This is a genomic window from Streptomyces sp. NPDC046925 (genome assembly GCF_040644915.1).
Lineage (GTDB): Bacteria > Actinomycetota > Actinomycetes > Streptomycetales > Streptomycetaceae > Streptomyces.
Window position 1 is genome coordinate 44,545 of record NZ_JBEYWZ010000008.1, and the last position, 23,741, is coordinate 68,285.

Genomic DNA, 23,741 nt, shown 5'->3' on the forward strand with positions numbered 1-23,741 from the left:
GATTAGGGGGGTTAGGGGGATTTCGGCGGGGTCTGCTGGCGGGGCTCGTGAGCGGTCCCCTGCCGGTCCGTGCTTCCCGGGTTTCCCGTGGTCCCCGGGTTCCCCGGGTTCGCGCCGTTCACACGCGCAAGCACCTCTCCCGTCCGCGGCCCCCACGCCACCACCACCGCCTCCTCCGGCACCTTCTGGTCGGGCGAGAGGAGCAGCCAGCGGACGTCGTAGCGGCGGACGATCCGGGTGCGTTCGGCGCGGTCCGAGTCGGGGGAGAGGTAGTCGCGCACTTCCTGGAGGCGGTGGTTGCGCGTGTCCTCGTCCAGGGAGCTGTCCGGCCAGGCGGGCGCGACGAGGTTGGCGCCGTACGCAGGCACGGAGCGCGTGGGGTAGTAGCCGTCGGTCAGGACGACGTCCCCCCGGTGCATCTGGCTCACCGCCCAGCCGTAGCCGGGCCAGCGCGGCGGCTGGTCGAAGCCCACCGGGTCAAGGGCGCGCGGCACGACCGCTCCCGCCTGGGTCGTGAGGAAGCCGACGGCCGCCCCGGTGGCCGCGACGCCCGCCAGCGCCGTCCGCCACCGGCGCCAGGGCCGTGGCGCCGCGAGCTCGATCGCGAGCGCGAACTGGAGCGGGACGAGGGTCAGGCCCAGGATGCGGCCGTAGGTGTAGTGGCCGCTGAACCAGCCGTACGCCACGACCGCGCAGTCCAGGGCGAACATCAGGACCAGCGGATCGCGGCGGTTCTCGCGGAACCGCAGCACGAGCGCGGGCAGGCCGAGCAGGGCGAGCCAGAACCTCTGCGGCATCTCGGTGTAGAGCTGCCGGTGGATCCAGTCGACGCTCTCGTCCCCGACCAGGGAGAACACGGAGTAGTACGGCCAGCTCGCCGCGATCACCGCCGCCGTCACGGCCGTCAGCGCCCATGTCCACAGCCCGGGGAAAGGGCGCCGGGCCGAGGCCGCGAACGCCACGACGCCGATCACCGCGGCCACGGACGAGATCGGGTGGACCAGCAGGATGACCCCGCAGAGCGCGCCGAGACCCGCGTACGCCCACGGGCCCCGCGGGGATTTCGCGAGCGACCCCGCCCACCCCCACGCCCAGAACGCCAGGCCGATCGCGAACGTCGACGGATACGCGAGGTTCCCCGTCAACGACATCAGACCGAGGTAGCCGCTCCACCACGCCATCCGGGTGCCCCACAGCACCACCATGGCGAACAGCGCCAGGACGGGCGCCCACTGACGTGACGTCAGAATCCGTACGAACCGGCCGAGGCCCGTCAGGAGCACCAGCAGGTTCAGCGGCCCGGCGAGCTTCACGACCTCCCAGCCCGCGAGTCCCGTCACCTTCGCGAAGAGGCCCTGCGCCACCGCGTACGGCGAGTAGTACGGGCTGCCCGCGCCCGGCAGGTCCGCCATCGGGTGGCGCGGGTGCAGCAGGTCGTCCTTGAGGCGCTCGACGACCGCCGCGTGCTGTCCGAAGTCGCAGCACATCGGCACCCGCCAGAAGGCGAGGGACATGACGATCCAGAAGAGCCCGCCGAAGACGACGTACGGGCTCGGCCGCCACCGCCTGCGTCCGTGCAGGGCCGTCGCGCCGTGGGCCTCGCGGCGCGTGCGGAGTCCGGCTCCCCGCGTGGTCGTGCTCATCGCATGAGCCTCTCCGCGACCCGGGCCGCGGCCTGTCCGTCGTCCAGGTCGCAGTAGGCGTCGCGGAACGCCGCGTACGCGTCCGCGTGCCGGGACGTGAGCGAGTCCAGGTCGCGCAGCGCCTCGACGACCTCGCCGGTGGAGGCGAGCAGCGGTCCCGGCGCGCTGGTCTCGAAGTCGAGGTAGAAGCCGCGGACCGTGTCGCGGTAGTGCTCCAGGTCGTAGGCGTGGAAGAGCATCGGACGTCCCGTGTGCGCGAAGTCGAACATCAGGGAGGAGTAGTCCGTCACCAGGACGTCGGCGATCAGGAGGAGTTCGGCCGTGCGGGGGTGGGACGACACGTCGCGTACGAAGGGCGCGCGGGCTCCGGGCAGGCGGCCCGCCGTCAGCGGGTGCTTGCGTACGAGCAGGACGTGGTCGTCGCCGAGGACCTTCTCGGCCGCGGCGAAGTCGAGGGCGGGTTCGTAGCGGAAGCGGCCGGGGGAGTAGGCGAGGTGGTCGCGGTAGGTCGGCGCGTACAGGACGATTTTCTTGTCCGGGGCGATGCCGAGTTCGTGGCGCACGCGTTCGGCGACCTTGCCGCGGTCCTCGGAGAAGAGGACGTCGTTGCGGGGCGATCCCGCCTCCATGACCTCGCCCTCGTAGGCGAGCGCGCGCCCCAGGTGGGGGGTGGAGAAACGGTTCGGGGAGACGAGCACGTCCCACTGCCGGGAGAGCTTCGGCAGGGCGTCGAGGTGGCCGTGGTCGGCGTAGAGGGTGTCGGTGAGGTCGGTGCCGATGCGCTTGAGGGGCGCGCCGTTCCAGGTCTGTACGACGGTCTGCCCCTCCCGCCGCTCGAAGAAGTCGGGCAGATGGCCCGCGGTGACGATGCGACGGCAGCGGGCCAACGCCTCGTACCAGGCGGCGCTGTGCTCCTCCACGCCCGTCGCCCCGGCGGGCACCCGCGTCTGCTGGTCCCGCGTCACCCACAGGTGCTCGACGTCGGCGCCGCGCCGCGCCAGTTCCTCGTGGACCGCGCGCGGGGAGTCCCCGTCGAAGTACAGCACCGCGTCCCGCAGGGGCTCGGCGCGCTGCCGCGGATAGTGCGCGGTACGCAGCCGGTGCCGCCGGTAGGCCCCCCGCTCCCCGCGCGCGAGCACGGACCCCGCCTCGACGAGCAGCCGGTCCCCGAACCGCCGGTCGGCGCTGAACTCCCGCCCGTCCACTTCCTGGTGGAGCGGCAGAGCGGCGGAGACGGAGGCGAGCAACCGCACGGGCATGCCGTCCTGCGAGACGCCGGGCGGGGCGACGTCACCCCCGGCCTCCCGCAGAGACGATGCCTCCCGCAGAGACGATCCCTCCCGCAGAGACGCGGCCTCCCGCACAAACGCGTACCACCGCCCCTCCCGCAGGACCCCGCCCCCCGGCGCCACCACCGCCCGGAAGCGGCCCGCCGTGCGTTCGACGGGGACGGTCACCTCCTCGTCCCTGCCGCTGTGGCGCAGGACCAGTTCGGCCGTGGGCCAGCTCGTGTCGCAGAGCGTGCCCTCGATCGTGAGGGTGCCGTCCGTGCTCCACACCACGCGGTCGGCGATCGGCTGGCGGGTCAGTTCGACGACCAGTTGGCCCTGGTCGTTCGCCGACGCGCAGAGTTCGCGGGCGTCGCCCTCGCGGGAGGCGTAGCGGCCGGGCGGCAGATCGAGGGTTGCCGCGAGGGACTTCAGCTTGCCGTCCGGCAGGACCAGGTTGGCCTGCCAGCGGTCGCCGTGCGGGGGCTCGACCTCCTTGGGGGCCAGGTGCGGGGTCGGCGCGACGCCCGCCAGGTCCGCGAGCCGCACCCGGACGTCGAAGCGGTCGTCGCCGTGGAGCGTCACGGGGTAGTCGAACTCCGCCGAGGAGTGCTTGTGCGTCAGGCGCAGGGCGCTCGGGCGCAGATGGCTCGGCAGATGGCCGCCGAGCACCATGTCGTCGCCGTCCCGGTGATGGGCGTCGACCCGCGCCACGTACTCCTGGATCCGCAGCACCAGGCGGCCCTTGCTGAAGCCGAGGACAAGGCGGAGCCCGTCGCCCAGTTCGCGCACGACCGACTGCGCGGACGATCCGTCCAGCGGGCGGACCGCGGCCCGCCGCACCGCGCCGTGCCCCGCGACGAGGACCCCGAGCAGCCAGTTGCCGGGCCGCCACCGGCCGCCCGTCTTCAGCTGCTCGGGGTCGATGGTGAGCTCGAACCCGGAGAGGTCGTAGCAGTGCAGCTGCTGCCGGGAGTTCTCGGTGGCCTGCGGGGCGGCGACGGTGCGGGTGGCCACCTTCCTCAACTGGGCCCTGCTGTGCGCCGACTTGAGCACGGCGGCCTTGACGGAGTGGCCGGGCCGCGTCGCCTCCAGATTGCGCACATACGCGTAACCGCTGATCCGCAGCAGCCCGTCCGTGCCCCAGCCGGCCTCCCGGACCCGCGCGATGACCGGCAGTTCGCCCCGGCCCAGGCGCGCCAGCTCCTGCGGCACCTTGATGTGACCGCCCGTGCTGCGCGGATACGCGGCGCTGCGCCGCACGAGCCCCCGGATCCTGAACGCGCTTCCGTTGCGCTGTTCGAAGGTGAGGAGGTCGATCAGATCGTCGGTGCGGCCTTCCCGTACGAGATGCCACTTCACGCGCAGCGACACCGGAAGCCCCGCGATCACCCCCGGATCCGCGCGGCGCAGAAACGCCGACGCGCCCTTCATGAACGCGGCGCGGTACTCGGGCCCGCCCATCGGAAGACCCTGGAGGAAGTACACGAAGTCGTCGCGCAGGCAGGACGTGTCGTACGTCTTGCGCATGTCCGGCGCGTGCTCGGCGAGGAACGCGCTGACGTGCGCGCATGCCGCGATCCGGTCGCGCACGCCCTTGACGTCCGTGCGCCGCCGGGTGATCGAGCCCTCGCGCACCCGCCAGTAGTAGACGTGGTCGCTGAGCACGTCCACGGAGCCCGCGAGGAAGTGCGCGGGGATCATGACGGGCGTGTCCTCGTAGAGCTTGCCCTCGGGGAAGGTGAAGCCGTGCCGGTCCCAGAAGGCGCGCCGGAAGACCTTGTTCCAGGCGACGCGGTCGGCGAGCAGATCGAGGTCGCGGCTGATGTGCGTGCGCGAGCGCGGCTCGGTGAGCCACTTGTACTGCCAGGCCTGCTGGCGCCCGCGCTCGTTCAGCCGCCAGACGTTGCCGCTGGCGAAGTCGGAGCCCGTCGAGTCGAGGCTCGCGGTCATCCGGGCGTACGCGTCGTGCGGCACGACGTCGTCGCTGTCGACGAACGTCAGGTACTCGGCGGTCGGCGTCGCGTGCCGCACCCCGGTGTTGCGGGCGGCGCTCAGCCCCGCGTTCGGCTGGCGCACGTAGACGAACCGGGGATCCTTCGCCGCGAACTCACGTGCGATCAGCGGGCTGCCGTCCGTCGAGCCGTCGTCGACGAGCACGGCCTCCAGATCGGCCATGGTCTGCCCGGCGATCGACTCCAGGCATTCCTCCAGGAACTCCTCGACGTTGTAGATGGGCACGACGACGCTGAGACGGGGCTGCACGAGGACCGGCCTTTCGTACGCTCCCAGTCACGGGAGGAATCATGGGAGTACGGGCGTATTCATCCCCTTTGCCCGTTCTCGTCAATTTTTTTGCCTCACTTCACCCCAATGAGTGAGGAGTGGTCTTCGACAGGCCGTGTCCGTGTGACTACCTTCGGTGTTCATGTCGCGCTTCTCGGTTGTCGTCCCCGCCCATCGCGTCCAGGGCTACCTGAGGGAATGCCTGGACTCCGTGCTCGGCCAGAGCCACGCCGATCTGGAGCTGATCGTCGTGGACGACGCGTCGCCGGACGCCTCCGCCGCGATCGCCGCGGAGTGTGCGGAGCGCGACGGCCGCGCGCAACTCGTCCGCGTCCCGGCGCACGCGGGAGCGGGCCCCGCCCGCAACATCGGCGCGGACCGCGCCACCGGCGACTACCTCCTCTTCCTCGACGGCGACGACCTGCTCCTGCCGGGCGCCCTGGAGGCGGTCGCCGAGGCCCTGGACGCGGCCGAAGACCCGGACGTCCTGCTCTTCGGGCACGACCGCGTCGACTGGTGGGAGAACGTGCGCGCGGGCGGCGACGACCTGACGGGCGACCCCCTGGCCGTCACCGTCGCCGCCTGGAACCGCGTCTTCAGGCGCGGCTTCTGGCAGGAGCACCGGCTCGCGTTCGGCGACGGGGCGTACGAGGACGTGGTGCCGGTGCGGCGCGCGGCCCTGGCAGCCGACGGCCGCACCGCCGTCCTGGACAAGGCCTGCGTCCGCTGGCGCGAGCGGCGCGGCGGCAGCTTCGCCAAGACGCCGGGCCGGGAACACTTCGCGGTCATCGGGCGCTACGAAGAACTCCTTGCCGCCGCCGACTCGGCCGACCGCGCCCGGCTCGTCCCGCACGCGGCGGCGCATCTGCTCGCCGTGCTCGACGACCCCGGACGCGTCACGCCGCGCGACCGGCGTGACTTCTTCCGCGGCGCGGCCCGCCTCTACCGCACGTACGGCCCCGCGGAACCCGCGGCCACCCCCGGCGAGAAGGCCCTCGCCACCGCCTCGTACGCGGCCTACGAAGCGCAGCGCAAGAGCCGCTCCCGCAGGAACGGCGTCACCCGCAGGCTCAAGGCGCAGAAGAAGAAGCTCCGCGCCCGCGCCATGCGCCTTACCTACCGCACCGACCTGCGCCGCCCCCTCGACCCCCACCTCGCGGTCTACGGCGCCTACTGGAACCGCGGGATCTCCTGCAACCCGGCCGCCATCCACGCCAAGGCCCGCGAACTGGCCCCGCACATCAGGGGCGTGTGGGTGGTCTCGTCCCGGCACAAGCACCGCGTACCGGCCGGGGTCGAGTACGTCGTCGAGGGCTCACGGCGCTACTGGCAGGCGATGGCGAGAGCGACGTACCTGATCAACAACTCCAGCTTCCCCGGCGGCTTCACCAAGCGCCCCGGCCAGGTCTACCTCCAGACCCACCACGGGACCCCGCTCAAGAAGATGGGCCTCGACCAGCGCCGCTACCCCGCGGGCACGCACGGCATCAGCTTCCAGAAGATCCTCGATCACACCGACCAGTGGGACTTCAGCCTCTCCGCGAACCCGCACTCCACGGAGGTCTGGGAGCGGGTCTACCCCTCGACGGCGTACCAGGCCCTTGAGGCGGGCTACCCGCGCAACGACGTCTACTTCACGGCCGGGCAGGAAGAAATCGCCCGCGTCCGCGCGGAGTTGGGAATCGCGGACGGCCGCACGGTGCTGCTCTACGCGCCCACCCACCGCGACTACCAGAAGGGCTTCCTGCCCGGCCTCGACCTGGAGCGCTTCGTGCGCTCGCTCGGCCCGGCGTACGTCGTGCTCGTGCGCGCCCACTACTTCTACGGCGCCGACGCGGGCCTGCGCGGCCACCCGCAACTCGTCGACGTCACCGGGCACGCGCGCGTGGAGGACCTCTGCCTCGCCGCCGACGCCCTCGTCACGGACTACTCGTCACTGATGTTCGACTACGCCTGCCTGGACCGCCCGATCGTGACGTACGCCCCCGACTGGCAGGCCTACCGCGCGGCCCGCGGCACCTACTTCGACCTCCTGTCGGGGCGCGCGGGCGAGACGCCGGGAGCTGTCGCCACCACCGAGGAGGAGCTCGCGGACCTCTTCAGGAGCGATGCGTGGGACACGGTGCGCACGACGAAGCTGCGGGCGGCGTTCCGGGCGCGGTTCTGCCCGTACGACGACGGGAGCGCCGCCGAACGCGTGGTCCGGCGGCTGTTCCTCGAAGCTCCAGAAGGTCAGGCGCCCCGCTCGTAGGGGGAGCGGACCGGGAAGTACGCCGCGAGGAACGAGCGCATGGCGAGCGCCATCTCCTCGTCCGCGAGCTCGCTGTCCGGGGACTCGCCGATGCAGAAGGCCGTCTTGTTGCGGCCCTGGAGCAGCTGGCCCAGGCGCGCGTGATCGGCGCGCCTCCCGATGTCCACGAAGTCGTACGAGATGCCCGCCGGCACCGCGCGCCCCGTGAGGTAGGCGTAGTGGTGGTGCAGGGACGACACCAGGGCGATGTCGCCGTTCGAGCGGAAGCGGCTGCGCGCGGTGGCTTCGAGCTCGTCGGCGAACCGCTCGGTGAGCTCCGCGAGGACACCGCGGTGCAGGGCGTAGGGCGCGTGGAAGAAGCTGTGCGTCGTCGTTCTGCCGAAGGCCTTCTCCAGCAGCGCGCGGTTGTTCTTCGCGGCGGCCAGATAGCCCTCGTCGTCGGGCGATACGGGCAGCGCGGGCACGGACGCCGACGACCAGAAGAAGCGGGCCGTGCCCGAGCTGTGGAAGAAGGTCTGCGGGGTGGTGGGGCGGCCCAGGAACATGTCGTCGTTGAGGTAGAGGAAGTGCTCCGACAGGCCCTCGATGCGGTGCAGCTGGCTCTCGATGGAGTGGGAGTTGAAGGTGGGCAGCGCGGCGTCGGGGTCGGCGAACAGGTCGCGGTGGTCGACGACCGTGACGCCCGGGTGGTCCGTGTTGAGCCAGGCCGGGGTCTGGCCCGCCGTGACGAGGTAGATGTGCCGGATCCAGGGGGCGTTCGCCGCCAGGGAGCGCAGTGAGTAGCGCAGCTCGTCGCGGTTGCGGAAGCGGACGGCGCCGCGGTCCGGCGACGTCCCGTCACCGGAACCGCCGAGAGCCGCGTCACGGCGGGCGCGCCATTCGGGGTCGGAGTCGTCGACCCAGGTGTAGACGGCGTCGACGGGGAAGTCGACGTCGCCGATGAGGAGTCGGGCGAAGACGTCGAGGGTGGGGTAGGTGCGGTCGGCGACGCGGAGGGTGGCCGTGGGGGCGAGGGAGGGCAGCTCCGATCCGGCGAGGGTGGTGCCGAAGGGGGCGCGCCGGGTGTCGGGGCCGCCGGGCCCGGCGGCTGCGTCCTCCGCGACGCGCGGCCAGAACGCCACCGTGCAGGACTGCCCGACGCCGTGCCGCAGGGAGAGCGTCGTCGTGGTCACCGGCTTGAAGAGCTTGATGCCCGCGACCTCGCCGATGCCGTCGAGGCGCTCGGCGAGCACGACTCCGGGCGCCGCGTCGCGCGGATGGACCAGCTCGGCGTAGACGGGCTGGCCGTGCAGGGACTCGGCGATCGCCTTGAGCGCGCCGTCGCGCTCGTCGTCGGCCACGGCGAGGGTGTGTGTGGTGCCCGAGGTGCGGACGAGGACGTAGGGAATGTCCTCGGACTCAAGTGCCGTGGCGGCCAGTTCGAGGTTCCAGTCGGTCATGTCGGGCGCGAGGACGTCGTCGCGCCGCTCGGCGAGACGGCCCACCGAGCGGATGAGGAGGCCGCTGTCGTCGGCGGCCATGATCTCGTCCTCGCGGGCCCGCTCCCCGGCGTCGGGCGCGGCGTCCAGGGTGTACGGCGTGGTCGGGCGGAAGCCGCTCCCGCCGGACGCGACGCCGAGCGCCACCCGGTCCGCGCGCTCCGCAAGGCGCTCGGGTGCGTCGCGCCGGGCCACGAGCCGGGAGTACAGCTCCTGCCAGCGCGCGGTGACGTCGGCGCTGGAGAAGCGGGCGTACACGCCTTCGCGGGCGGCGTTGGCGTAGCTGCGGCGGGTCTCCGGGTCGCCCATCAACTCGCTCATGGCGGCGGCGAGTTCATGGATCTCTCCGGGCGGTACGAGCAGTCCGTCGACGCGGTGCCTGACGATCTCGGCGGGCCCGGTCAGGACGTCGTACGCGACGACGGGCACGCCCGCGGCGAGTGCTTCGAGCAGCACGAGCGGGAAGGCCTCGTTGTGCCCCGCGGTCATCAGGGTGAGCCCCGCCTTGGCCCACTCGGCGGCCATGTCCTGGCAGGGGCCGAGGAGTTCGACGCGGTCCTGGAGGCCGAAGCCGTCGATCAGGCGGCGCAGTTGCTGCTCGCGGTGGCCGCCGCCGAAGACGCGCAGGGTCCAGTCCGGGTAGGCGTCGGCGAGCTCGGCGAAGGCCCGCACCGCGTGGTCGACGCGCTTCTCGCCGGTCAGGCGCGCGGCCATGACGATGACCTTGCTCTCGCCGTCGGCGCGCGGCCGGAAGCCGTCGGGCACGGCGTTCGGGATGACTTCGAGCTCGGGGGCGGTGGCGCCGAGGGACTCCGCGATCCAGTCGCGGGTGCGCTCGGTGAGGGTGACCAGGGCGTCGAGGCGCGGCGCGTGCAGGAGCAGGGGTTCGCCGGAGGGGCCGCGGCGCTGGGTCGGGCGGTGCTCCTGGTGCACGGTGACGACCCCGGCCGGGACGAGCGCGACGGCGGCGGCCATCAGGGCGGGCGTCGTGGTCACCAGGACGTCGGTGTCCAGGGTGGTCAGGGCGGCGGTCATCTCGACGTCGGAGAGCCGGTCGAAGGCGGACTCCCAGGAGGGCTTGATCAGTTCGCTGGGCAGCGCGGCGAGGGTGCGGCAGGCGGACTCGTCCAGGCGCGACGCGCGCACGGGACGCTCGGGGGATGCCGTGCGGTCGACGAGATAGCGGACGGGCAGGCTGCGGGCCTCGGGGAAGAAGGGCTCGGGGCGGGTCCGGAAGACGGAGACGATCTCGACGTCGTGCCGGTCGGCCAGGTGCTGCGCCTGGGTGTAGGTGGCCAGCTCGGTGCCGCCCATCTCGTCGCCCCAGCCGAGCAGATACGTGATCTTCATGAGGTCTCCTTCGAGATGTCCCAGCACGTCAGGGCGAAGGCGCCGGACTTGGTGAAGTGGGCGTGGGCGCGGACCAGGGCGCCGCCCGGCAGCGCGAAGACCCGGAAGGGGGTGGGGCAGGCGGCCGCCGGGTCGCGTACGTCGGAGAGCCACCGGCCGAGGGGGAGCGAGGTGCCGCGGGTCTCCGACTCCACGTGGAAGTCCCACACCCACTGGCCGGGGCTCGCCCCCGCCATCTCCGCGAGGGGCAGCGCGAAGCTGAACTCGGCGCCCTCCCACATCGCCCCGACGCGCACGGTGACCTTGTCCCGCCGCCGCACGGCCTGCGCGCGCCACCGCCGTCCCGGGCCCGCCTTGACGAGCCGTCCGTGCACGGTGATGCCGTCGCTGCCGGGCACGAACCGCAGCAACTCGGCGCGGGGCCTCGACCGGGTCACCTGGAGCACCGCGCGCCCGCTGCGGCAGCGCACGACGCGGATGAGCGTGCCGGTGCGGGGGTCGGGGGCGTGCAGCAGGGTGGGCGTGGGCGGCAGTTCGGTGTCCCCGTCGAGACCGATGCCGCGCCGCTTCACGCGTCCGCGGGCATCGGTGGTGACGACCGTGAGCCGCCAGACGCCCTCGCTCAGGCAGGGGCGGGCGGGGGCGTCCGCTTTCCCGGGGACGTCCTGCGTGTCGCGCAGGGTGGCCGTACCGGCGAGGAGCAGGCCGCCGCGGGCGTGCTGCTCGAAGGCGAGCGGGACACGGAACCGGCGGTGGCCGCGCGAGACGAGCAGATGGGCCCGCTCGATCCGCTCGTCGGGGAGGACGGCGACAGCGAGGTTGAGCGTCCGGCTGTCCCGGATCGACAGATGCACGGGCGCCAGCAGGCCCTGCGGCCCCCGCCCCGCGGCGGCGCGTTCGGCGCGGAAGCGGGTGGTCCGTGCGGTGGTGGCGAGCCGCCGGACGAAGGGCGGCAGAGCCGGGGTCATGACGTGAACCCAATGTGGTGCATTGCCCCACTTTGCCCGTTGTTCGCTCAGATGCGGGGTGTGGCCGCGTACGGGTCACCCGGCTGGCCCACGAAAGTGTGTCCCGGAGTGCGCTACGGGGTTAGACCCCTTAATGATCCATTCCCTCGCGCAGTTCCACCGCCGTAAGGAAGCCCCCGCACCACCGCCGCCGCCCGCACCACCAGCGCCCGCACCACAGCCCCCCGCACCACGCGCCTCCGTGCCCGCGCCGTTCGCGCCCGCCCCGGGCCGCCCGTCGCGCGCCCTCGCCCGGTGCCGCCGCTGGGCCGACCCCGCGGCCGTGGCGTTCGCGACCCTCCTGATCATTTGGCGGGCCGGCGCACTCGGCCAGTGGATCGTCGACGACGCGGCGATCACGTTCGCCTATGCCCGCAGCATCGACGAGGGCCTTGGCCCCGTGCAGCAACCGGGCGCCGACCCCGTCGAGGGGTACTCCAACTCCTCCTGGCTCGCCCTGCTCGTCATCGGCCGCAGACTCGGCCTCTTCGACCGCGGCGCGCTCCTCGGCGTCAGCGACCTGGTGCTCTACCCCAAGGTCCTCGCGCTGCTCTGCACCGCGGGCGTCCTCGCCTGCGTGGCCCTGGCGGCGCGGGCCCTGCTGCCGGGCCGGGCCTGGGCGGTGACGCTCCTGACCGGCGGCATCCTCGCCGCGAACCTGTCGTACGTGGCCTGGTCCTTCTCGGGGCTCGAAAACCCGCTGTACGCGCTGACCGCCGCCGCGACCGGGGCGCTGCTCGTGCGCGGCGCCGTGCGCGGCACCCTGCTGCGGCCCGCCGTCGCCGCGAGCGCGGGAGCCGTCGCCCTGCTCGCCGCGCTGACCCGCCCCGACGGAGCGGTGCTCGCCGCGGCCTACCCGGTGGCCGCCCTGCTGTTCCTGCGCCGGGACCGCCTGGCGCGGGCCGTGCGGGCGGTGGCGCTGAGCTGCGGCACCTTCGCGCTGCCGTACGCGGTGTTCCTGCTGTGGCGCCGCTCCACGTTCGGGCTCTGGGTCCCGAACACGGCGGTGGCCAAGGCCCAGAAGCCGCCGGGGCTCGCCCAACTGGCCTCCGCGGGCGAGCTGTTGACGTACGGAGGCTGGGCGCTCGCCCTGATCGGCGCCGCCTGCGCCGGCATCGCGCTCGCCCGGCCCGGCCCGGCGCGCAGAGCCCTGGCGGCGCTGCTCGTCCCGCTGGCCCTGACCCTCCTCGCGTACGGCGTGCTCGGCCGTGACTGGATGGCGCTCTACCGCTTCGCGACCCCGGTGTGGGTGCTCGCCGCGACGGCGCTCGCCCTCGCCGCCGCCACGGTGTGGCGAGCGGAGAGCCGCCGCGCGCGTGCCGTCCTGGGCTGCGCGCTCGCGGGCGCCCTGCTCCTCTCGGTCACCGGACAGGCCGCGCAGAACGGCAAGTTCGTCAACCGCCCGACTCTGTCCATGTGTTACGTCGCCGAGCGCTACGGCCACACCTTCGACGCGTACGCCGCCCGCCTCGGCCTGCGTGACGCCACCGTCGCCCTGCCCGACCTCGGCGGCACGCTCCTCACCTCGCGACTGCGCGTCGTGGACCTCGCGGGCCTCACCGACCGCCGGGTGGCCACCGCGTACGCCGCCGCCGATCCGGCCGCCCTGCGCGACTACGTACTGAACGACGTGCGCCCCGAACTGCTCCACGTGCACGCCGCCTGGACCCGCAGAACGGGCCTGACCCCGCCCCTCCTCGCGGCGGCCGGTTACGTCCCCCTCTATGCCGAGGGCAACGGCGGCGACTTCGTCAGGGCGGACGCCGTACGGGACCCGGCCAAGATCGCCGCGGAGCGCGAGCGCGTGCGCCCGGGCCTGGACGCCATGGTCCGCGCGATGCGCCCGGCGGGCTGCGGCCCGACGCTGCGTGCCGGAGAGGGGTCCCCCGCATGACGACGGCCCTCCCGCGCCAGACCCGCCCCCGCCCGGGGCTCCCCACCGCCGCCGACGACGCGCCCCGCGTGGACTCCCTGACCGGCATGCGCTTCCTCGCCGCCCTCGCGGTGTTCGTGCACCACTTCACCGGCCTCAGCGCGCACGGCGGCGTCGCCCACGCGCCGCTGCTCTTCCCGTACTCGACGCTCGGCGCGAACGGCGTCGGCTTCTTCTTCGTGCTCTCCGGATTCCTGCTCACCTGGGGACACCGGCCCGGCACCCTCGCCCGCCTCTTCTACTGGCGCAGGGCGGGGCGCATCCTGCCCGCCCACCTGGTCGCGACCATCCCCGTCATCTGGGTCTTCTACGTCTGGGGCGGCGTTCCGACGGACGACTTCAGCTTCGTCGCCTCGCTCTTCCTCGTACAGACCTGGTTCCCCGGCGTCGTGCCGACCCTCCCCGGCAACGGCGTCGCCTGGACGCTCAGCGTCGAGGCCTTCTTCTACCTCCTCTTCCCGTTCGCGATCCGCGGCGCCCTGCGCCTGCGCACCCGCACCCTGGGGCTGCTCGCGGGGGGCGGACTGATCGCCATGTGGCTGGTCAAGTGGTGGACGGTCGTCCATCTCTCGCCCTTCGCCAGCGAATGGGTCATGCGCAACCCGGTGAGCAGACTGCCCGAGTTCGGCGTCGGCATGGCCTGCGCGCTCGCCCTGCGCCGGGGACACCGCTTCCGGCTCAACCCGCCCGTGCTGCTCGCCTGCCTCGCCGGGTACGCCGTCGTCTACTGCCATCGCGCGACCTGGTTCGGCCCTGACCTGGCCGGGCATCTCGCCTGGACCCTGCGGCCGTTCGCGGCCGTCTTCTCCGTCCTCTTCGTGGTCGCCTGCGTGCAGCGCGAACTGGCGGGGCACCGGGGCTGGCTCTGCTCGCGTCCGATGGTCCTTTTCGGGCTCTGGTCGTACGCCTTCTATCTGCTGCACCAGACCGTCAACCGGCTGATCCTCGACACCTGGGGCCGCCCGCAGCCGGACAACTCCGCGATCTTCACTCTCCTCGGTGTCGCGCTCACCGTCGTCGCGCTGTCCTGGGCGATGTTCACGTACATCGAGGAACCGGCCCGGAAATGGTGCGCGCGGCGCACTCCGCCCCGGTGGCGGCACTGTGTCGGTACGCCCGAAAAGTGAGCGATGCGGAGAAGATTTCCACCTAGCCCCTGCCCAGGAGGAGACGTGCACCAGTCCGCGTACGAACAGATGGAACTCTGTGTGGAGCAGTACATGCCCAGAGGGAAGCGTCACCGGGTGGTCGATCTCGGCGCCCGGGTCTCCGACGGGCAGACCCGCACCCACAAGACCCTGCTCGAAGGGCGCGACACGGAGTACGTGGGCGTCGACGTGCTCGACGGCCGCAATGTCGACGCCGTGATGACGAAGCCGTACCGCATCCCCGTGAAGTCCCGCAGCGCCGACTTCGTCATCTCCGGGCAGGCGTTCGAGCACATCCCCTTCTTCTGGGCGACGATGCTGGAGATCGCCCGCGTCCTGAAGCCGGAGGGCATCGCCTTCGTGACGGCGCCCTCGCGCGGCCATGTGCACGACGCGCAGGACTGCTGGCGCTATTACCCCGACGGGTTCCGCGCCATGGCCGCGTACAGCCGGCTCGAACTCCGCGAGGCCTACACGGACTTCCCGCCCATGAAGGGCATCCGGCACGCCTACGCGAGCATCGACGCCAAGCACGCCTACTGGGGCGACTCCGTGGGCGTCTTCCAGCGGCCCAAGCGCTATCCGAGCCTGACCATGGCCTTCGTGCGCGCCGGCACCACCTGGTGGGCGAACAAGGTCGGCGGAGTGGACGGAATCCCGCTGCCCGAACCGATCGAGGGCCGCGCGCTCTGCGGCAGGCCAAAGACCGTGGTGGCCCCTCGTTCCGTGGAAGAGCAGCCTATTTCATCACCAAGTGACGCGCCCTGAACATAGATTGACGAAACGTGACATCACGGATGAGTTGCGCGTACTGTCCGCTCCCATGGCATGGCGACGCGCCGTGAATGGCGCACTGAAGCAACTGACCGGATATCAGCTGACACGCACCCCGGTGCCGGGCCAGCGCGCGGTGGCGGCCCCGGTGCCGAAGCCCGCCCCGGCATCGAAGCCCAAGCCCAAGCCGAAGCCCCTGAATCTGCCCGCCGACTACGACGACGAGGCGAAGGACATCATCCGTGCGGTGAAGCCGTACACGATGACCTCTCCCGAGCGCCTCAACGCCTTCATCCTGGCGACCCGGCACGTCGTCAGGCACAACATCCCCGGCGACATCGTCGAATGCGGCGTGTGGCGCGGCGGTTCGATGCAGGCCTGCGCGAAGGCCCTGCTCGGCGCCGGTGTGACCGACCGCGACCTGTACCTCTTCGACACCTTCGAGGGCATGACCCCGCCCACGGAGGAGGACCTGCGCCTGGACGGCAAGTCCGCCGAGGAACTGCTCAAGCTCCAGGGCAAGGACCGTCCGATCTGGGCGGTCGCCTCCCTCGACGACGTCAAGTCGGGCTTCGAGAAGGTGCCGTATCCCGGGGAGCGCGTGCACTACGTCAAGGGCATGGTCGAGGAGACCGTCCCGCGCAAGGCGCCCGAGCAGATCTCCGTCCTGCGCCTGGACACCGACTGGTACGCCTCGACCAAGCACGAACTGGAAGAGCTGTACCCGCGGTTGGTCAGCGGCGGCGTCCTGCTCATCGACGACTACGGCTACTGGCAGGGATCGCGCAAGGCGGTCGACGAGTTCATGGACAAGACCGGCGAACGCCTGCTGCTCCTGCGCATGGACGAGGGACGCATCGCGGTGAAGCCCTGACCCCGTCCGACGTCAAGGCAGTACGTGAGCGGGCCCTGTGTCCGGCAGCCCCGAGCAGCCGGACACAGGGCCCGCTCACGTGATCACCCGAATGGCTCTGCGCGGGTGACCCATAAGGGCGGTCGTTGTTAACCGGGTGACCCCCAGCAGGACGCGCAGCCGTGCCCGTCAGTACTCCGGAAGGAATGTGCGCAGCGCATGACACCCCGACTTGCCGTCGTCGTCCCCGTCTACAACGTCGAGGAGTTTCTCGGTCCCTGCCTCCGGTCACTGGCCGAGCAGACCATGCCGGACATCGAAGTCGTCATGGTCAACGACGGTTCCACCGACGGGAGTGCGCGCATCGCCCGCGAGTTCGCGGCCGGGGACGGCAGATTCCGGCTCGTCGAGCAGGAGAACGCGGGGCTCGGGGCGGCCCGCAACGCGGGAGTGCGCGAGGCACGGGGAACGTACCTGGCGTTCGTCGACAGCGACGACGTCGTACCGCTGGACGCGTACGAGCGGATGCTGGCGGCACTGGAGGACTCCGGCTCCGACTTCGTCACCGGCAACGTCCACCGGCTGCGCCCGTCGGACAGGACCGAACAGTCGCCGATGTTCCGCAAGATGATGGAGAGCGACCGCAGCGGCACGCACGTCACCCGCGACTGGGACCTGCTCGGCGACCGCATCGTCTGCAACAAGGTGTTCCGCAGGGACTTCTGGGACCGGCACGCCCTCGCCTTCCCCGAAGGCGTGCTCTTCGAGGACACCCCCGTCACGATCCCCGCCCACTTCCTCGCCGGGTCCGTCGACGTACTGAAAGAGCCCGTCTACCTCTGGCGCGACCGCGACGGCTCCATCACCAGCGGCCGCGCCAGGCCCCGCGCGGTCCGCGACCGCACGGCCGCCGTCCTCGCGGCCGGCGCGTTCCTCGCGGCGCAGGCCGCGGAGGCCGCGGGCACCCCGAGGGCCGCGGTCTACGCCGACGCCAAGCGGCGCTACGACACGACGGTCCTCTCCGGTGACCTGTGGCTGTTCATGGAGGCCCTGCCGCACGGCGACGCCACGTACCACGACGCCTTCCTGGAGCACGCCAACGCCTTCGCCGACACCGTCGACCCCGCGGTCATCGCCGCCCTGCCGCTGCCCCTGCGCGTGCGCTGGCAGCTCATCCGCAAGTGCCGCATCACCGAACTGCTCGCCTTCATGGCGTTCGAGAAGGCCAACCCCGGCGCCTTCCGGGTCCGCGGCCTGCGCCGGCGCCGGGCCGACTTCCCCGGCATCGACGGCCTGCCGCGCGAGACCGTCGCCCTGGAACGTTCCGACCTGCCGCTCACCGCGCAGCTGACCCAAGCAGCCTGGGACGAGCAGGGCAGGCTGCGGCTCAAGGGCTACGCCTACATCCCCAACCTGCCCGCGGGGCGGATCGGGGCGCGGGCCAGGGTCGCCTGGCTGCGGGCCGGGCGGCGCCGGGTCCTTCCGCTGAGGCTGCGCACCGTGCGGGCACGCGAGGCGACGTACCGCTCCAAGCAGGGGCTGCACGACTACGACCGCTCGGGATTCGAGACGGTCATCGACCCCCGCAGGACCGTCGGCAAGCGCCGCAGCACCACCTGGAAGGTGGAGATGGGCGCGGTCAGCGGGCTCCTGCCGCGCACGGGCCCGGTGCGCACGAGCGGCGCGCCCCGGCTTCCCGTGCGGTACCTGGAGGAGTTCCTGCGGGTCGCCGTCACCCTCAGCAAGGGACGGCTGAGGCTGCGCACCGAGCGGGTGGCGGCGCGGCTCGTGGCGCACGAGGGATGCGGCGGCGTCATCCGGCTGCACGGCAGGATGGCGCCGGGGGAGTCGCAGGCCCTCGACGCCCTGCGCATCGAGAACTGGCACACCAAGGAGGCGCACTACGTCCCCGCCGTGGTGAACGGCCGCGACTTCAGCGCCGATGTGCCGCTCGCCTTCTTCCACGCCGGTCAGGACGCGACCGGCAGGCCCCGCAAGGCCGACCCGTGGGGCGTCACCCTCGTCCGCGAGGGCGGCGACCGCACCCCGCTGGCCGCCTGCCCCGAGGTGCCGCCGGGACGGTACGGCCTGCTGCCAGGGCGTGAACTCCTAGTCCTGGCCAACCTGTCGGGGAACCTGGAACTGCGCGACCAGACCGTACGGCCGCTTGTCTCCACCGTCACCTGGGACGACGAACTGCTCATTGAGGGCAGCCACCCCGACGCGGCGGCCCGCACCGCCGAGCTTGTCCTCGTGCACGGCGGCCACGGCGACGAGGCCGTGGCGCCGGTCCGCATCGAGGGCGGCCGGTTCACCGCGGCGCTGCGGCCCGAGGCCATGCCGGGCCCCGGAGGCACCCTGCCGCTCGCCGAAGGCCGCTGGAACCTCTTCCTGCGCGAGCCGGGCGAGAGCGACCCCGAGCAGTACGTCCCGGTGTGCGTGGCACCCGGCGGGGACCGCGGTCTGCCGCTCGTACGCACCAGGTCAGGACGTGACCTCACCCTGAAGCGCCACGCCCACGACGGCCTCCACCTGCGCTCCGGCTCCGCCCTGCCCATCGCCGACCGGGGCGGCCCGCGCCAGCGCCGGCTGCGCGAGGAGTACGCGGCGCGGCGCGGCGGACCGCTGCGGGACGCCGTCCTGTACTGCAGCTTCGACGGACGCCAGTACTCGGACTCGCCGCGCGCCGTGCACGAGGAACTGGTCTCCAGAGGAACGGAGTTGGAGCATCTGTGGGTGGTGCGCGACCAGCAGGTGCAGCTGCCGGGCAGCGCGACGCCGGTCGCCCTGTGGAGCGCCGAGTGGCACGAGGCCCTCGCCCGCTGCCGCTACATCGTCACCAACACCCAGCTGCCCGAATGGTTCGAACGGGCCGACGGTCAGTACGTCGTCCAGACCTGGCACGGCACCCCGCTCAAGCGCATCGGCCTCGACCTCGCCGGCCGCTCCTCGGGAGACCGCGCCTACATGGCGACCCTGCCCGGCCGCGCGGCCCAGTGGAGCGTGCTCGTATCGCCGAACCGCTTCTCGACGCCCGTCCTGCGCGGCGCCTTCGGCTACACCGGAGACGTCCTCGAACGCGGCTATCCGCGCAACGACCTGCTGCACGCCGCCGACCGCGCGAAGGTCGCCGCCTCCGTGCGCGAACGGCTCGGCATCCCCGAGGGCAGGCGCGTCGTCCTGTACGCGCCCACCTGGCGCGAGAACCAGCCCAAGCAGAGCGGCCGTTACGCCCTCGACCTGCGGCTCGACCTCGAAGCCGCCCGGCGCGCCATCGGCGACGACCACGTGCTCCTGGTCCGCAGGCACTACCTCGTCGGCGGCACCGTCCCCGGCTCGGACTTCGTGCGCGACGTCACGCGCCACCCCGACGTCAGCGAACTCCTCCTGATCAGCGACGTCCTGGTCACGGACTACTCGTCCCTGATGTTCGACTTCGCGCAGACCGGGCGCCCGATGCTCTTCCACACCTACGACATCGACCACTACCGCGACACCCTGCGCGGCTTCTGCTTCGACTTCGAGGCGCAGGCTCCGGGACCGCTGCTCACGACGAGCGACGAGGTGATCGCCGCGCTGCGCGACCCGCGGGCGGCCACCGCCGCCCACACCGAGGCGTACGACAGATTCCGCGAGGTCTTCTGCGATCTGGACGACGGCAGCGCCGCCGCCGGTGTCGCGGACGCCATGCTCGAAGGAGGCCGCGCATGAGCTCCTCGGAACTGCACGACGTCAGCTGTGTCGTCGTCGCGGGCACGGACGCCGACGCGCTGCGCCAGTCGGTGGACTCCGTGCTCGGCCAGAGCATGGGCAACGTCGAGGCGGTCCTCGTCGACCCCGGCGCGGACGGCGCCGCCCGCGCCGCGGCACAGGCACTCGCCGCCGACCATCCGCACCGGGTGCGCCTGGTCCGTGCCGAAGGCCCGATGTCCGTGGCCGCGTCGCGCAACCTCGGGCTCGACGCGGCACGCGGCCGGTACGTCATCGTGCTCGGCGACGGCGAACTCCTGGAGCGGCACGCCTGCCGCAACCTCTTCGACGCCGCGCGCACCACCGGGGCCGACCTGGTGGCGGGGCGCTGGACGCGGCGCACGGGCTCCGGCAAGAAGGAGGCCCACCCCGGCTGGCAGAACCAGCAGCACGCGAGGACGAGGAGCGTCGAGAACCTCTCCGACGTCCCCGAACTCGTCGCAAGAGACTCCCTGGTCACCGGGTTCTGCGTCCGCAGGGACCACCTCCACCACGCGCGTCTGCGGTACGCCGAAGACCTCTCCCACAGCGAGATCCTCTTCGGCGTCGAGGCGGCACTCACGGCCCGCGGCATCACCCTCGTGCCGAACCTCGTCACCACCCGCCGCGCGGCCCCCGACCCCGCCCGCGAGACCCCCGGCCTCGCCCGGGCCAACGACCGCGTCGCCGGTCTCCTGGTGAGCCTGGGCCGCCTCGACCTGTGCGACCGGCGCGAGCGGGCCTTCCTCGTCGACCACGTGCTGCCCTGCGCCCGTACGTTCCCGCAGCTCACCGCGGACGAGCGGCGCCGCGCCACGGCCGGCATCGCCCCGCACCTCGAAGACCGCGTCGACGCCCGCGCCCTGAGCGACCTCGGCCCCGTCGAGCGGGTGTGCGTACGGCTGCTCGCGGACGGCGACACCGAGGGCGTGCTCGCCGCCGCGTACGCCCTCGCACGGCCGGGGACCGTCGTCTCGGAGCTGACCGAGCGGGAGGGGAAGGTCTACTGGCGCGCGGACGGACTCGACGACCCCCGCGTACGGGAAGTGCTCGACGTCACCGAACTCGGCCACCAGCACCGGCCGTCGGACACGGTACGGCTCCTGAACCGCCTCACCAGGTGCAGCGTCGACGGCACCAGGGCGGTCCTCGAAGGCCGGGTCGTGCTGCCCGGCAGCGTGCTGCCCGACCGGCCGCCGCTCACCGCCTGGCTCGACGTCCGCGCCCGCGGCACGGCACGGCGCGCCTTCCGCGTACCCGTGCAGGAGGCGCACTACGACGGCGGCGCGGTCCTCTGGCGCGCCACGCTCGACCTCACCGCGGGACTGCGGGACCTCGGCATCCGCGACCGCGTCTGGGAGCCCCGGCTGCGACTCGCCGCGGGCGGCCACGACATGACCACCGAACTCGTCGCCGAGCAGGAGACCGTGGGCACGGCCCGCGGCCTCACCGTCACCGGCGCGAACAGGCTGGAGCTGCGCCCGGCACCCCGCCACCGCGCCGCCCGCACCCTGCGCGCCGCCCTGCACTACGTCACGCACTTCCGCCCCGCGCGCAAACTGCGGCTCGGGCTGCGTGCCCTGCGCACGAGGTACGACAGGCTGAGCGGCAGGCCGGTCAAGCTGCGCGTCTACCGGCGGATGCTGCGGCGGCTGCCCGTCAGCAAGGGCTCGGTCGTCTTCGAGAGCCACATGGGAGCCTGCTACGGCGACAGCCCGCGCGCCGTCCACCAAGAGATCACCGACCGCGGCCTCAGGCTCCGCTGCACCTGGTCGTACGCCGCGTCGACCGACGGATTCCCCGGCTCGGCCCGCCTCGTGCGCCGATGGTCCTGGCGCTACCTGTGGGCGCTCGGCCGCGCCGAGTTCTGGATCGACAACCAGGGCTTCCCGCACGCCCTCGCCAAGCCGCGCCACACCACGTACCTCCAGACCTGGCACGGTTCCGCGTACAAGCGCATGGGCTTCGACGAGGCGCGGATCAAGACGCAGAACGCCCCGCAGCGCCAGTGGCTCGGGGAGGCCGTCGACCGCTTCGACCACTTCCTGGTCCGCTCCGAACACGACGTGAACACCCTGGCCCGCGCCTACGGCATCCCCGACGAGCGGCTGCTGCGCTGCGGCTACCCGCGCAACGACCGCCTGATCGCCGCGCGCGCCAGGGACGAGACATCGGGCCGCTTCCCCCGCCCGCCCGTGGCCGCGGAGCTCGGCATCCCCGACCACAAGACGGTGGTCCTGTACGCGCCGACGTTCCGCGGCGGCCCGCCCAAGAAGAACAAGGCGGTCCGACTGCCGCTCGACGTACGCAAGTTCGCGGACCGCTTCGGCGACACCCACGTACTCCTGGTGCGCGCCCACTACATGGAGGCGGCCGCCCTGCCGGTGTGCCCGCCCGGCACCGTCGTCGACGTCTCGGCCCACCACGACGTGAGCGAGCTGCTCTGCCTCGCCGACGTCATGGTCACCGACTACTCGTCGATCATGTTCGACTTCGCCCTCCTCGACCGGCCGCTGGTGCACTTCGCGCCCGACCTCGACGCGTACGAGGCCGAGCGGGGCAGTTACTTCGCGCTGCGGGACGACGCGGGCGGGCCCGTCGTCGAGACGCAGGAGGAACTGCTGCGCGTGCTCGGCACGCTGAAACAGACCGACGGCGCGTGGGCGGAGGCCAGAGGGGCGTTCGCCGCGCGGTTCGGCGCTTACGACCAGGGGCGGGCCGCGGCCGACGTGGTGGACGCGCTCTTCGGCGAGCGGTACCGGAACACGCGGAAGCGGCCCCGGAACACGCGGCAGCAGTCCCGGAACACGCAGCAGCAGGGGGAGGGCGCATGACCACCACGATCGCCACCACGAAGACCGGCACCGCGACGAAGAGCCGCGACCTCTTCCTCGTCGCCAACACCGTCGACGAACTCGGCGGCGTCACCGCCTGGGCCCACCAGATGGCCCGGCTCTTCCAGAGCAACGGCCACCGGGTGCACGTCATCGGCGTCCACGAGGCCGAGCTGAAACTGGCGCTCCCCGAGGACCGCGGCTACCCCGTGACCAGCCTCTACGAAGAGCATCCGCAGTCCCCGCGCCCACCGCGCGGCCTCGGCCGCCTCAACGTCGTGGCGCGACGCCGCGAGTCGGCACGGATCACCGCCAAGCGCCGCGTCGTGGACCGGCTCTCGGAGACCTTCCGCGCCGCACGCCCCGGCGCGGTCGCCATCGTCACGCAGGTCTGGCCGATGGAGTGGATCAGGGAGGCGGACACCGCCGGCCTGCGCATCATCGGCATGAGCCACGAGTCGTACGCCTACACCCGCGCCTGCCACCGCTACCGCGCGGTCAAGCGCAGCTACCCCTCCGTGGACCGGTGGCTCGCGCTGACCCAGGAGGACGCCGACGACTGGATCATCGACGGCATGCACAACGTCGGCGCGATGCCCAACGCCCTCGCGCACCTGCCCGCCGTGCCCTCGCGGCGCGAGGCGAACGTGGTCTGCAGCATCGGCAGGCTCGCCGACCAGAAGGGCGTCGACATGCTCGTCGACACCTGGGCCCTCGTGGCCCCGCAGCGCCCCGACTGGACGCTGCGGATCTACGGCGCGGGCGCGGACGAGGACGCCCTCAAGCGGCAGTGCACGCGGCTCGGGCTCGACGGTTCCGTGGAGTGGCGAGGGCGCACCAGCGATGTGCCGGGCGTCCTCGCCGAGAGCTCCCTCTTCGTGCAGTCGTCACGCGGCGAGGGCTTTCCGCTGGCCCTGATGGAGGCGATGGCCAGCGCGGTGCCGTGCGCTGCGTTCGACTGCGCGCCGGGCGTACGGGAAATCGTGCGGCACGGCGAGGACGGCCTGCTTGCCCCCGCCGGTGACGTGGGGGCTCTCGCCGACCGGCTGCTGCGGCTCACCGGTAATCCGCGGCTGCGGAACGCCATGGGGGAGCGGGCCCGGCTGAATGTGCAGAGGTTCTCCGAGGCGCGGGTGCTTGAGCGCTGGGAGGCGTTGTTCGAGCTTTTGGAGCGGTGAGATTCCCCG

General features: G+C 72.5%; 12 protein-coding genes. 8 read left to right on the forward strand and 4 right to left on the reverse strand.

Annotated features, from left to right (window positions below; translation table 11 throughout):
- Positions 1-11 precede the first annotated feature (11 nt).
- Positions 12-1,643, reverse strand: coding sequence for a hypothetical protein (locus ABZ906_RS28855; protein WP_361387526.1), 1,632 nt, complete (start codon positions 1,641-1,643; stop codon positions 12-14).
- Positions 1,640-5,176 carry a CDP-glycerol glycerophosphotransferase family protein gene (locus ABZ906_RS28860; protein ID WP_361387529.1) on the reverse strand — a complete coding sequence of 1,179 codons (3,537 nt, stop codon included), beginning with the start codon at positions 5,174-5,176 and terminating at the stop codon, positions 1,640-1,642. Before ABZ906_RS28860 ends, ABZ906_RS28855 begins: the two co-directional genes overlap by 4 nt.
- A gap of 163 nt (positions 5,177-5,339) precedes the next feature.
- Here ABZ906_RS28860 and ABZ906_RS28865 point away from each other — a divergent pair, with 163 nt between their 5' ends.
- Positions 5,340-7,448 (forward strand): bifunctional glycosyltransferase family 2 protein/CDP-glycerol:glycerophosphate glycerophosphotransferase, encoded by a 2,109-nt coding sequence (locus ABZ906_RS28865; protein ID WP_361387532.1) that lies wholly within the window; start codon positions 5,340-5,342, stop codon positions 7,446-7,448.
- On the opposite strand, the gene ABZ906_RS28870 is transcribed toward ABZ906_RS28865, so the two are convergent.
- Complete coding sequence (locus ABZ906_RS28870) at positions 7,430-10,276, reverse strand: stealth conserved region 3 domain-containing protein (protein ID WP_361387535.1); 2,847 nt, start codon at positions 10,274-10,276, stop codon at positions 7,430-7,432. The genes ABZ906_RS28865 and ABZ906_RS28870 overlap by 19 nt on opposite strands.
- A complete protein-coding gene (locus ABZ906_RS28875; RefSeq protein ID WP_361387537.1) occupies positions 10,273-11,244 on the reverse strand; it encodes a hypothetical protein in 972 nt (323 codons plus the stop codon). The genes ABZ906_RS28870 and ABZ906_RS28875 overlap by 4 nt, the downstream gene beginning before the upstream one ends.
- A 241-nt stretch (positions 11,245-11,485) precedes the next feature.
- On the opposite strand from ABZ906_RS28875, the gene ABZ906_RS28880 reads away from it, so the two are divergent.
- The 7 genes from ABZ906_RS28880 to ABZ906_RS28910 all read left to right on the forward strand — a co-directional run bounded on the left by ABZ906_RS28880 (position 11,486) and on the right by ABZ906_RS28910 (position 23,732).
- Positions 11,486-13,177, forward strand: a complete 1,692-nt coding sequence (locus ABZ906_RS28880) for a hypothetical protein (RefSeq protein ID WP_361387539.1) — start codon at positions 11,486-11,488, stop codon at positions 13,175-13,177.
- Positions 13,174-14,343: an acyltransferase gene (locus ABZ906_RS28885; RefSeq protein ID WP_361387542.1), complete on the forward strand. Its 1,170-nt coding sequence runs from the start codon at positions 13,174-13,176 to the stop codon at positions 14,341-14,343. The genes ABZ906_RS28880 and ABZ906_RS28885 overlap by 4 nt, the downstream gene beginning before the upstream one ends.
- 45 nt (positions 14,344-14,388) lie before the next feature.
- A complete protein-coding gene (locus tag ABZ906_RS28890) occupies positions 14,389-15,132 on the forward strand; it encodes a methyltransferase domain-containing protein (protein ID WP_361186836.1) in 744 nt (247 codons plus the stop codon).
- A 55-nt stretch (positions 15,133-15,187) separates the two neighbouring features.
- Positions 15,188-16,012, forward strand: coding sequence for a TylF/MycF/NovP-related O-methyltransferase (locus ABZ906_RS28895; protein ID WP_361387545.1), 825 nt, complete (start codon positions 15,188-15,190; stop codon positions 16,010-16,012).
- Positions 16,013-16,210: 198 nt separating this feature from the next.
- Positions 16,211-19,702, forward strand: coding sequence for a CDP-glycerol glycerophosphotransferase family protein (locus tag ABZ906_RS28900; RefSeq protein ID WP_361387548.1), 3,492 nt, complete (start codon positions 16,211-16,213; stop codon positions 19,700-19,702).
- Positions 19,699-22,554 (forward strand): CDP-glycerol glycerophosphotransferase family protein, encoded by a 2,856-nt coding sequence (locus ABZ906_RS28905; RefSeq protein ID WP_361387551.1) that lies wholly within the window; start codon positions 19,699-19,701, stop codon positions 22,552-22,554. The genes ABZ906_RS28900 and ABZ906_RS28905 overlap by 4 nt, the downstream gene beginning before the upstream one ends.
- Positions 22,551-23,732 carry a glycosyltransferase gene (locus ABZ906_RS28910; protein ID WP_361387554.1) on the forward strand — a complete coding sequence of 394 codons (1,182 nt, stop codon included), beginning with the start codon at positions 22,551-22,553 and terminating at the stop codon, positions 23,730-23,732. Before ABZ906_RS28905 ends, ABZ906_RS28910 begins: the two co-directional genes overlap by 4 nt.
- The last annotated feature ends 9 nt before the right edge of the window (positions 23,733-23,741 follow it).

What these genes read in the sequence shown, in the direction of transcription:
- ABZ906_RS28855 (WP_361387526.1), bottom strand. Translation starts at nt 1,643, where the DNA reads ATGAGCACGACCACGCGGGGAGCCGGACTCCGCACGCGCCGCGAGGCC.
- ABZ906_RS28865 (WP_361387532.1), top strand. Translation starts at nt 5,340, where the DNA reads ATGTCGCGCTTCTCGGTTGTCGTCCCCGCCCATCGCGTCCAGGGCTAC.
- ABZ906_RS28870 (WP_361387535.1), bottom strand. Translation starts at nt 10,276, where the DNA reads ATGAAGATCACGTATCTGCTCGGCTGGGGCGACGAGATGGGCGGCACC.
- ABZ906_RS28875 (WP_361387537.1), bottom strand. Translation starts at nt 11,244, where the DNA reads ATGACCCCGGCTCTGCCGCCCTTCGTCCGGCGGCTCGCCACCACCGCA.
- ABZ906_RS28885 (WP_361387542.1), top strand. Translation starts at nt 13,174, where the DNA reads ATGACGACGGCCCTCCCGCGCCAGACCCGCCCCCGCCCGGGGCTCCCC.
- ABZ906_RS28895 (WP_361387545.1), top strand. Translation starts at nt 15,188, where the DNA reads ATGGCATGGCGACGCGCCGTGAATGGCGCACTGAAGCAACTGACCGGA.
- ABZ906_RS28900 (WP_361387548.1), top strand. Translation starts at nt 16,211, where the DNA reads ATGACACCCCGACTTGCCGTCGTCGTCCCCGTCTACAACGTCGAGGAG.
- ABZ906_RS28905 (WP_361387551.1), top strand. Translation starts at nt 19,699, where the DNA reads ATGAGCTCCTCGGAACTGCACGACGTCAGCTGTGTCGTCGTCGCGGGC.
- ABZ906_RS28910 (WP_361387554.1), top strand. Translation starts at nt 22,551, where the DNA reads ATGACCACCACGATCGCCACCACGAAGACCGGCACCGCGACGAAGAGC.